The organism is Actinoplanes awajinensis subsp. mycoplanecinus, from assembly GCF_001509495.1.
GTDB classification, from domain to species: Bacteria; Actinomycetota; Actinomycetes; order Mycobacteriales; family Micromonosporaceae; genus Actinoplanes; species Actinoplanes palleronii.
The window spans coordinates 26346-36369 of record NZ_LLZH01000295.1 but is presented as its reverse complement, the minus strand read 5'-3'; the positions used below and the strand labels follow the sequence as shown (position 1 = coordinate 36369).

Genomic DNA, 10024 nt, shown 5'->3' with positions numbered 1-10024 from the left:
GGCTGTTGTGGTCTTGTGTGTGGAGTTTTGGTGCGGAGCGCGCCGAAAGTCCCCACGTAGCGGCTGTTGTGGTCTTGTGTGTGGAGTTTTGGTGCGGAGTGCGCCGAAAGTCCCCACGTAGCGGCTGGTGCGGTCTTGTGTGTGGAGTTTTGGTGCGGAGCGCGCCCAAACTTCACACGCGTAGTGGTTTTGCGCCCGTTCGGGAGCATTGCTGGTCTCGCTGGGAGTGCGTTTACCTGTGGAAACATCGCGAGTTGGCCGTGAGCTCGGTCGCTGCGGCTGAACCCTGCGGTGACGTTCGCCTGCGGCCCGTCCCGGATGGTGACGGCGCCTCGACGGGCATCGAGGGCGGTAGGAACGGATAAGCGATGGCTGGTCAAGTGCGTGTGGCCGGTCGGGGCGGGCGGTGGGCATCCGCGATGTGGGAACGCGTGCAGTTGCCGCCCCCATGAGGGCGGTGGCCGCACGCGATCTGGCATTGCGTGCTGCTGCCGCCTCGAACTCGACCGATCGCGTGTTCCTACCGCCCTGTCAGCGCCGAGCGCGTGCTCCTGCCGCCCTTCCAGCGTCGAGCGCGTGCTTCTACCGCCCTCCGACCGCCGAGTTGCATGCTCCTACCGCCGCGCCGCGCCGCGCCGCGCCGCGCCGCGCCGCGCCGAGCCCCGGCCGCGCCCCGCGGGGCCAGTGCCCCGCCCTGCGGCGCTGAGCCCCGCCGCGCCGAGCCCGGCCGCGCCGCGCCCCGGGCCGGGGCACTGGCCTCGCGGTGACCGCGCCACCACACCGGACCGGCTCGGCGGGGTTCAAGTAGGACCGGATTGTTAGGGTGATGGCAGGTCATGAGCGCCAGCATTGAGCCCCGGCTTGCTGGCCGGCAACCCTCCGTTCGTGGGTGGGGTGCCCCGGGTGATGACCGGGCCCGGCGCGCGGTGCGCTGGGCAAGCCGCGAAAGGAGCCGTGCTGTGCTGCTCAACAACCTGCTCAAGAACCTCGACGCACCGACCCTCGAGGGACGTCTGGTCCGCCTCGAGCCCCTCGCCGAGCGGCACGCCGCCGACCTGGCCGTCGCCGCCGAGGAGGATCGCGGGTCGTACCGGTACACCTGGGTGCCGGCCGCCGAGGAGATCGACGGATATCTCGATGCGCAGCTCGCGCGGGCCGAGGCGGGTGTGTTGAAGCCGTACGCGCAGGTCGAGACGGCCACCGGCCGGGCCGTCGGCGTGACCGGGCTCTGGGACCCGCGGCCCTGGCCGGACCGGGACGAGCTGTGCGCCGTCGAGATCGGTTTCACCTGGCTGGCCGCGTCGGCGCAGGGGTCCGGTATCAACACCGAGGCCAAGTACCTGCTGTTTCAGCACGCCTTCGAACAGTGGAACGCCGCCCGGGTCGACCTGAAGACCGATGCCCGCAACCTCCGCTCCCGCGCCGCGATCGAGCGGGTCGGCGCCCATTTCGAAGGCGTCCTCCGCTCCTGGTCGAAGTCCTGGGCTCCCGGCGAGGAGGGCCGCCTGCGCGACTCCGCGATGTACTCGCTCCTGGCCTCCGAATGGCCCCACTGCCGGGCCCGCCTGAAAGCCCGCCTCACCACCCCCTGACCCCGACGCACCCCAGCCCCCGCTGGCGGCAGACCCCAGCCTCGCGCTACAGCGGCTTCGTGTAGAGCCGGTAGTCCGCCGGGCCGGCCAGCAGCGGCGCCAACTGCGGATAGTGCTCCTCCAGCTGACCGACCCGCTCGACCCGATACCCGAGCCGTGAATACCACGAGTGCAGGAACTCCTTGGACTCCAGCACCCACTCCCGCGGCACCAGCAACTCCAAGCGCATCGTGGTGTCGCCCCGGGACCGGCAGTACGACTCGGCCCACCGGATCAGCCCACCCCCGATGCCGTTCCCCCGCAGCGACGGAGAAGCCGCCAGCATCCCGAACTCGCCCACCCCGCCGCCCGTCCGGCGTACCCGGACCACCCCCGCGAGCTGCCCGTCCCGCTCGTCCCAGGCCAACTCCCCGGCCTTGGCCAACGCGGTCACCTCGGCCAGGCTGGTCCGCTCGGCGCCGTCCACCCACAACCCCTTCTCCGACTCCCGGTAGACGAGGTTGACCAGGTCGGTGGCGGCCGCCAGGAGCGCCGGTTCGGTGACGGTGAGCTGCGAGATCACACCCTGGACGGTACGGGGTGACCTCGACCCGACGCACCACCCCGGCGGTCGCGCAGCGATCTCGAGCGGGATCACCTCGCGGTGTCCGGCGGGGGCTGTGCCCAGGTCGTACCAGATAGGTTTTGGGTTATGCGAATCTCGATCTGGCCGGGCGCCGGGCAACCTTGGGCCGACATCCTCGCCGCGGCCCGTCACGCGGAGCAGACCGGCTGGGACGGCGTGTGGATCGCCGATCACTTCATGCCCAACGACGGCCCCGGCCGTGATCCGCATCAGCCGACCCTGGAGGCCGGCTCGCTTGTCGCGGCGCTCGGCGCGGTGACCGAGCGGGTGCGGATCGGGACGCTGGTGTACGGCAACACCTACCGGCACCCGGCCGTGCTGGCCAACATGGCGGCCACCGTCGACCGGATCACCGGCGGCCGGTTCACGCTCGGTGTCGGCGCCGGCTGGCAGATCAACGAGCACGAGCAGTACGGCATCGAGCTGCCCGCCGTGAAGCAGCGGCTGGACCGGTTCGTCGAGGCGCTGCGGGTGCTGCACGGACTGCTCCGGCAGCCCACGACCACTCTGGACGGCGAGTACTACCGGCTCACCGACGCGATCAGCGAGCCGAAGCCGGTGCAGGACCCGCTGCCCATCATGATCGGCGGCGGTGGTGAGAAGCGGATGCTCGGTGTCGTCGCCGAGTACGCCGACCTGTGGAACACCTGGGGCCTGCCCGAGCTGATCGCGCACAAGTCCGCGGTCCTGGACCGGTTCTGCGCCGAGCGCGGCCGCGACCCGAAGTCGATCGCCCGCACCGCGCAGGCGCTCACCGTGGTGGACGGCCCGCTGCCGGAGGGCCTGCCGGTGCCGGTCATCGGCGGCAGTCCGGAGAAGCTGGCCGACGCGTTCGCGGAGTACCGCTCGGTGGGCCTGGACGAGCTGATCATCCCGGACGGGTTCCTCGGTGCCGGCGCGGAGAAGCTCAAGGCCATGGACACGATCCTGGAGCTGGTCAACAGATGACGGCCTGACTTCTTATGTCGCCTCGGCCGCCGCCGACTAATCAGGGCGCGACCCGCACGGTGCGGGCCGAGGCGACACGAAAGGCCGGACACTGATGGAGCTGCCCGAGATCGGAACCCCGATTTTCCTGTCCCTCGGGGAGGGCGTGAACTTCCGCTCCCGGTTGGAGTCGGTCGACGAGAACACCTTCAGCGTGGCCGCTCCGCTGGAGACCAGCGGGCCGGAGGGTTTCCTGCCCGGCTACGAGTTCGAGGTGTTCTGGGTGCCGCCGCGCACCCGGGTGGTGATGCCGGTCCTGTTGAAGAGTGTCACCGACTCCGCGCCGTACCGCTGGAACCTGTTCTCCACCGCGGAACCGGAGATCAGCAACCGCCGTGAGTACGCCCGGGGTGGTGGCGGCGCGCCGCTGCGCCTGTTCGGCGAGTGGGGCCCGCAGTACCTGCAGGGCCGGATGCTGGACATCAGCGAGGGCGGCCTGCGGTTCTGGGTCGCCGAGAACAAGCAGATCAAGGAGGGCGACACGATGCGCGCCCTGGTCTGGCTCGGCAACGGCGAGACCGAGGTCTCCGGCAAGGTGTACGCGGTCCGTCCGTCCGAGGACGGCGCCGGCCTGGACGTGGTGCTGATCTTCAAGACCGTCGACCCGCTCGCCCAGATGATCCGGCAGTACGTGATGGCCTGGGAGATCGGCGAGCGCCGCCGGGCGAGCATGGAAGCGTGACCGCGGCGGGGGCGGGACCGTTCACAACTGTCTGACCACCCCGGCCTGGACCGACGCGAGTTTGTCCGGGTTGGCGGTGTTGAGGATCGCGGTGACCCGCCCCTGAGCGTCCAGGTCCAGCGTGATGGTGCCGAGCACCCGCCCGGCGCCGCTGATCACCAGGCCGGGGCTGCCGTTCAGCTCGGCCACGACGGCCGACATCTGGTCGATTTGCACCCCCTCGTAGGGCCGGCCGCCGACCCCGGCCAGCCACGCCGCGACCCGTGCGGCGCCGGTCACCGGGCGCATCGCCTGGCGGACCTTGCCGCCGCCGTCGGTCCACAGCGCCACGTCCGGCGCGAGCAGCTCCATCAGCGTGTTGATGTCCCCGCCCGCCGCGGCGGCGAAGAAGCGTTCGGTCACCGCCCGCTGCCGGTCACGGTCCGCCGGGAAACGAGGGCGGTTCTCCCGTACGTGCTCGCGCGCCCGGTGCGCGGCCTGCCGCACGGCCTCCGGTGTCCGGTCCATGGCGTCCGCGATCTCCTGATAGGTGAACGCGAACGCCTCCTTCAGCACGAAGACCGCCCGCTCCAGCGGTGTCAGGTTCTCCAGCACGAGCAGCAGCGCGGGCGCCACGTCCGGCGTCTCGCCGGTGGTCAGCACGGGTTCGGGCAGCCACGGCCCGACGTACGTTTCGTGCCGCGCCGACCGGAGCCGGTCCATCGCCAGGTTCGACACGATCCGCACCAGGTACGCCTTCGGGTCGGCGACCTGGGACCGGTCCGCCGCCGACCAGCGCAGCCAGGTGTCCTGCACCGCGTCCTCGGCGTCGGCGGCGCTGCCGAGCAGCCGGTACGCGACCGAGAACAGCAGGCTCCGGTACTCGTCGAAAACGGTCACCGGCGCCATCCCAGCATGGTGTGGCGGGGGAACCGCAGGGTGCGGCGGAACGTCGGCCACGGCGCGGAGCTCACCGTCTCCTTGTACCAGACCGCGGCCCGCCCGGTCAGCCGCGCCCGCGCCGGGGACTCGTCGCCGTGCACGAACTGGATCACCGCGTCGTGCCGGCCCAGGCTGATCGGCACGTGCAGGTAGCCGAAGCGGAAGCGCCTGACCGGTTTCCCGTCCAGCTGCCGGACGATCTGCTGGGCGGTGTGCGCGCCGGTGGGCATCCCGCTCTGACAGGTGCCGTGCATGAGGCCGTACTTCTGGCGGATCGCGGCGGCGTCGCCCACCGCGTACACCTCAGGGTGTGACACCGACCGCAGCGCACCGTCGGTGACGATGCGGCCGTGACCGTCGGTGGTCAATCCGGCGGCGGCGGCCAGCGGTGACACCCGCACCCCGCTGGTCCAGAGCACGGCATCGGCCGGCGCGGTCCCGCCGCCGGCCAGGTCGACACCGTCGGCGCGCACCTTGACGATCTCGCCGAGCCGGACGGTCACCCCGAGCCGGCGCAGGGCGGCGTCCAGGTAGGCCCTGGCCTGCGGGCCGAGCATGGCGCCGGGTCGCTCGCGGCCGAGCAGGGTGACCGCGAGGTGCGGGAAGCGTTCGGCGATCTCGGTGGCGGCCTCGATGCCGGTCAGGCCGCTGCCGCAGATCACCACGTTGCCGCGGCTCATCTCGGCCAGGCGGCGCGCGAACGACTCCGCGTCGTCCAGGCTGTACGCGTTCTCCGCTGCGCCCGGCACCGCCCCGGTGTCCGCGCTCGCTCCCAGCGCGTAGACCAGCGTGTCGTACCCGATCTCCCGCTCGTCGTCGATCCGGACCGTCCGCCCGACCGGATCGATGCCGGTCACCCAGCCCTGCTGGAACTCGGCCTTCGAGCCGGCCAGCAACTCCCGCAGATTCAGCTCGGCGAGTTGCTGACCGGTGGCGACCTGGTGCAGCCGGAGCCGCTCGGTGAACCGCTCGCCGGCGTTCACGACGGTGATCGACACGTCGTCCCGGCGGCGGGCCCGCCCGGCCAGCGCGGTCACCGTCAGCATGCCGGCGTAACCGGCACCGAGCACCACGATCCTCTTGGCTTCCTTGGTCATCGTCCTGTCCCTCTCCTCGGTGTTTACCGGGGGACGGACAGGACGACGCCGGCGTGAGCCGCAGTGACCTAGATCACTTGATCATGGAGCCGGTCCACTTGCCACCCTCGGGGGCGACGGCGATGCAGGTGACGCTGCGGTCCACGGCCCAGGACCGGTCGGACGGGTAGACGTAGTAGATCTCGGCGTCGGCGAACTTCCCGATCGCGTACGGCTCGATCGACCGGTCGCAGCGCTTCTCCGCCTCGGCCTCGACCTTCGCCTCACCCGGGAAGCTGCCGTCCGCCATCGTGAAGACGGTGTAGACCTCACCCTCGTGCGACTGGGTGCAGGCCACCACCGGCAGGTCGTAGACCGTCTCGGAGTCGGTGAGCGTGGCGATGCAGTCGCCGGGCGCGAGCTTGTCGGTCCGTACGTCGGCCGGCTCGGTCGTCACGGCGGTCGGCCGGGTCGCGGTCGTCGTCGAGGTGTCCTTGCCGTTGTCGACGGCGTTGCCGACCGCGACGATGCCGACGATCAGCACGATCCAGGCGATCGACAGGCTCAGCCCGGCGATCGCCAGGCCCTTGCCGCGGTCGCCGCGCTTCGGGATCTGGCCCAGGGCGATCAGGCCGAAGACGATGCCGAGCAGGCCACCGAGGATGCCGAAGATCAGCGACGCGATGGCGAACCCGTTGGTCCGGCCGGAGTCGGGCTGCTGCCCGTACATCGGGTAGGGCTGGCCGGGGTAGCCGGGCTGCGGATACGCCTGGCCGGGGTAGGGCTGCTGGGGGTAGCCGCCGTAGGGAGGGGGCGGCGTCGGCGCCGGCACTTCATAGCTGGGCGCGGCATAGCTGGGCGCGGCGTTGTACATCGGCGTCGTCGGCGGTGCACCGAACGCCGCCGTCGGATCACTGCCCGGCTGATACCCGGCCAGCGGGTCCGGCTGCTGCGGAATGGGTGACAGACCGGGCGCCTGGTTCGGCTGTCCGGGGATTTCCTCGTTCACGCCGGGACGCTAACCCACGAACGGATCATCCCCGGGATCACGACGGTGAAGATTGGGTATCGACCCTGCTGGGACCGGCGTTCGGCCGGCCCCAGCGGCCGATCACTTCAGCAGCCGCTTGTCCGCGCGCAGCGACCGCGGCAGCTCGATGGTGATCCACTCGTTGTTGTCCGCCTGGCCCGGGGTGCGGCCGCTGGAGAACGGGAAGTTGTTGTCGTTCAGCACCGCGAGGTGGGTGTCGTCCAGGATCACGACGTCCTCGATGGTCTGGAAGGGGAAGGTGAACGTGGTGCCGAACCCGGCGAGCTTCTTCGGGTTCGCGACGTTCATCAGGTCGACCAGCAGGGTCTTGTCCAGCAGGCCGTCGTGGTTGCGGTCCCGCTTGTCGGCCAGGTAGAGCCGCTTGACCACGGCGGTCGCGCCCTGCCCGCCGTCCCGCTCGATGATCAGGAACCGGTTGTCGTCCACCGCGATGGCGTCACCGATCGCGTTGGCCGTCGACTCCAGCCGGTAGGCGTACCGCTTGCCGGTGTACTTCTGGGCGCGGGTGTCGAACTCGTTGAGCCGCAGCTGCCCCGGGGTGTCGCCGGCGACGGTGCCCTCGAGCAGGCCGTAGACGTACCGCCCGCCCGGCGAGGAGGCCAGGCCTTCGAAGCCCTTGCTGCTGCCGGTGGTCGCCGGGACGCCGGTGCGGGTCGCGGTCTCCGGCGCGATCACGCCGTCGAGCGGGATCGGCGCGGTGAGCAGCCGTCCGGCCCGGTCGGCGTGCAGCAGGTAGGGGCCGAACTCGTCACCGAGCCAGAACTTGCCGTCCTTCGCCTTGACGATCGACTCCACGTCGAAGTCCGCGCCGGTCAGCACCCGGTCGGTGCGGGTCAGCTGCCACGGCACCTTGCCGTTCGGGTCGGTCAGGTTGATCCCGCCGACCACGTCGACCGTGCCGGTGGCGAAGGCCGGGGCGAGCCGCTGGATCCGCAGCAGGAAGTCGGCGGAGTTGGCCTGGTTGCCGTACCCGTTGTCGGAGAGCACGTCGTAGGTGCCGTCGTGGTTGTCGACGATGCCGGAGAAACCCTGCACCGGCTGGTCCGCGAACGGCGCGGTGAACCCGTGCAGGTCACCGGTGGCCAGCGCGCCGGAGGGCTCGCTGCCGGGGACGAACGTGCCGGCCGGCAGCGAGGCCCAGCCGGTCAGCGTCGGCGTGCTGACCTTCGGGTGGCCGCCCGCGTAGGACGAGGTGCCGGTCAGGGCCATGGCGAGCACCAGCGCACCGGCGCCGGCGAACGTGCGATTGACGATCTTTCCCATGGGGCCGGACGGTAGGCACACCGGATGAACCACCAGCGACATCAACCACGTTCACATTCAAATTCATGATGTCGTGCGTCCGCCGGGGTGCAGATCGCCGCTCCCGCCGGGACCCCTGCGGGCTCCGCTGGCCGCCGGCGCGTCCAGAACGCGGAGCCCTCCGGGGCGACGTCCGTGGGTGGGCACGGAAACCCCTGGTGGCGCCGCCGCCGAGCGGGAGAGCCGTTTCCACAGCCAGCCGCAGTCCACAGGCCACCCATCACCCCCACCCCCTCCCCGCCACACTGTCCAAGGGGGAGCCCCCAGGGAGGGCGGGCTCTGCGCGGTCGGCGGTTGATCACACCCGGCCGGTGGCGCGGTCCAGCAGATCGTCGGCGGGGCAGCGGCCCCGGTGCACGTAGGTCTCGGTGAAGTCGGCCACCGCGTCGCGCAGCTCCCGGGTCGCGCCGTTGCGGGCCAGCGACGCGTAGGCGGCCAGGAAGCAGGCCCGCGCCGCGTCGGCGAGAACCGGATCGGTGAGCGCGTCCCGGGCCGCGCGTTCCCACAGCCGCGGCTCGCCGGCCAGGTGCGCGGTCGCCGCGTACGCCTCCTCGGCGGCCCGCGGGTCGTCGAGCAGCGCGGTGACCACCGCGGCCGGAACCCGCCACCCGTCGCCGGGCTGCCGATCGGCGACGTCGATCTCCAGGTGCCCGCGGGCGGCCACCGGCGGGTGCAGGCTCAGCAGGTGGCGTTCCAGATCGGCCTCGGTCAGCCGGGCACCGCCGCGCAGCCGGTCCCGCAGGCTGCGCCCGGTGACGGTGGGGGAGTCCAGCACATAGGCGGCCCACACCAAGCGCGGATCCACCACCCGCCTCGGCTCCAGCACCTCCGCGGGACTGTCCGGCACCCGAGGCCCCGGAAGCCACCCACCCGTCCCGCTCCCGTGCCGTCCCCCGCCGCTCCCGTCCCGCCCGTCGGTGCCGCTGCCCCGTCCCGCGCCGTTTTCGTCCCGGCCGTCGGTGCCGCTGCCCCGTTCCCTGCTGCTTCCGTGCTGTCCCTCGTTGCCACCGTGTCGGGGGCCGACCGCGCCGGGCTGATACCCGGCGCTTTCCTGCCCCGTGCCCGCTTGCCCTGCGCCGGCACTGCGGTCCGGGTCCGGCAGGACCGGGAGGTCGCGGCGCAACGCCTGCCGCACGCTGCGCCACCCGCTCGGCCGCCCGTCCCGCAGCGGCGCGTTCGCGAACGCGGCGGCCAGCACCGGCGCGAGCGTGTGCGCGAGCACCCACCGCCGTGCCAAACCGAGCGGCCCCCCGCCGTCCAGCCCGGCCTCCAGACCGACCCGGATCCCGGCGGTGGTGCTGTCGGAGACGTGCGCCGGCCCGTCCGGGTTGGCGGTGTCGGCCGCGACCGGCAGCACGGTGAGCCCGTACCCGTCCATCACCCGCCCGGCCGCCGCGAGATCGTCGGACATCCGGCGGAGCGCGACGTCGAGGCCCGGCGACGGGGGACCGCTGACCACGGCGACCCGGGGTGACCGCGCGTCCAGGAACCCGTGCCGCAGCGCGCGCCGGCCGGCGGGCACACAGGCCGGATCCAGGAGCAGATCCACCGCCACCCCGACGAATCCCGGCATCCCGGGATCAAAAGCCCGCGCCGCTAGGAACTCCTCAGCAGCCTGCTCGGTCAGGGTGGTCACGCGATGCCTCCGCTTGCGTCCGAGGGGGTGGAGCTTCCTGATCGTCGTCCGTCGTCCGTCGATGAACGATTGCCGGCCAGCTTTTCGCCCGGCGTCGCCCACCGGCCGTCCGCGGGCCGATCCATCGGTCCGCCGGGCAGCTTCCGGCGAGC

9 protein-coding genes and 1 riboswitch are annotated in these 10024 nt (G+C 71.9%); of the genes, 3 read left to right on the top strand and 6 right to left on the bottom strand.

The window, feature by feature from the left end:
* Positions 1 to 832: 832 nt before the first annotated feature.
* Positions 833 to 948, top strand: a riboswitch (SAM riboswitch).
* Between the two features lie 11 nt (positions 949 to 959).
* Positions 960 to 1592 (top strand): GNAT family N-acetyltransferase, encoded by a 633-nt coding sequence (locus ADL15_RS34510; protein WP_232344734.1) that lies wholly within the window; start codon positions 960 to 962, stop codon positions 1590 to 1592.
* A 46-nt stretch (positions 1593 to 1638) separates the two neighbouring features.
* Here ADL15_RS34510 and ADL15_RS34505 read toward each other — a convergent pair whose 3' ends face one another.
* Complete coding sequence (locus ADL15_RS34505; RefSeq protein ID WP_067699945.1) at positions 1639 to 2154, bottom strand: GNAT family N-acetyltransferase; 516 nt, start codon at positions 2152 to 2154, stop codon at positions 1639 to 1641.
* 129 nt (positions 2155 to 2283) lie between these two features.
* Between ADL15_RS34505 and ADL15_RS34500 the strand changes: the two genes are divergently transcribed.
* Positions 2284 to 3165 carry a TIGR03560 family F420-dependent LLM class oxidoreductase gene (locus ADL15_RS34500; protein ID WP_067699942.1) on the top strand — a complete coding sequence of 294 codons (882 nt, stop codon included), beginning with the start codon at positions 2284 to 2286 and terminating at the stop codon, positions 3163 to 3165.
* 94 nt (positions 3166 to 3259) lie between these two features.
* A complete protein-coding gene (locus ADL15_RS34495) occupies positions 3260 to 3886 on the top strand; it encodes a PilZ domain-containing protein (protein WP_067699933.1) in 627 nt (208 codons plus the stop codon).
* 21 nt (positions 3887 to 3907) lie between these two features.
* Here ADL15_RS34495 and sigJ read toward each other — a convergent pair whose 3' ends face one another.
* The 5 genes from sigJ to ADL15_RS54600 all read right to left on the bottom strand — a co-directional run bounded on the left by sigJ (position 3908) and on the right by ADL15_RS54600 (position 9872).
* Positions 3908 to 4774 (bottom strand): RNA polymerase sigma factor SigJ, encoded by an 867-nt coding sequence (gene sigJ / locus ADL15_RS34490; protein ID WP_067699929.1) that lies wholly within the window; start codon positions 4772 to 4774, stop codon positions 3908 to 3910.
* Positions 4762 to 5904, bottom strand: coding sequence for an NAD(P)/FAD-dependent oxidoreductase (locus ADL15_RS34485; RefSeq protein WP_067699920.1), 1143 nt, complete (start codon positions 5902 to 5904; stop codon positions 4762 to 4764). Before ADL15_RS34485 ends, sigJ begins: the two co-directional genes overlap by 13 nt.
* A gap of 73 nt (positions 5905 to 5977) precedes the next feature.
* Positions 5978 to 6892 carry a DUF4190 domain-containing protein gene (locus tag ADL15_RS34480; RefSeq protein WP_067699918.1) on the bottom strand — a complete coding sequence of 305 codons (915 nt, stop codon included), beginning with the start codon at positions 6890 to 6892 and terminating at the stop codon, positions 5978 to 5980.
* A 102-nt stretch (positions 6893 to 6994) separates the two neighbouring features.
* Positions 6995 to 8197 (bottom strand): esterase-like activity of phytase family protein, encoded by a 1203-nt coding sequence (locus tag ADL15_RS34475; RefSeq protein WP_083972153.1) that lies wholly within the window; start codon positions 8195 to 8197, stop codon positions 6995 to 6997.
* Positions 8198 to 8534: 337 nt separating this feature from the next.
* Complete coding sequence (locus tag ADL15_RS54600) at positions 8535 to 9872, bottom strand: glutamate-cysteine ligase family protein (protein WP_232344733.1); 1338 nt, start codon at positions 9870 to 9872, stop codon at positions 8535 to 8537.
* Positions 9873 to 10024: the final 152 nt, after the last annotated feature.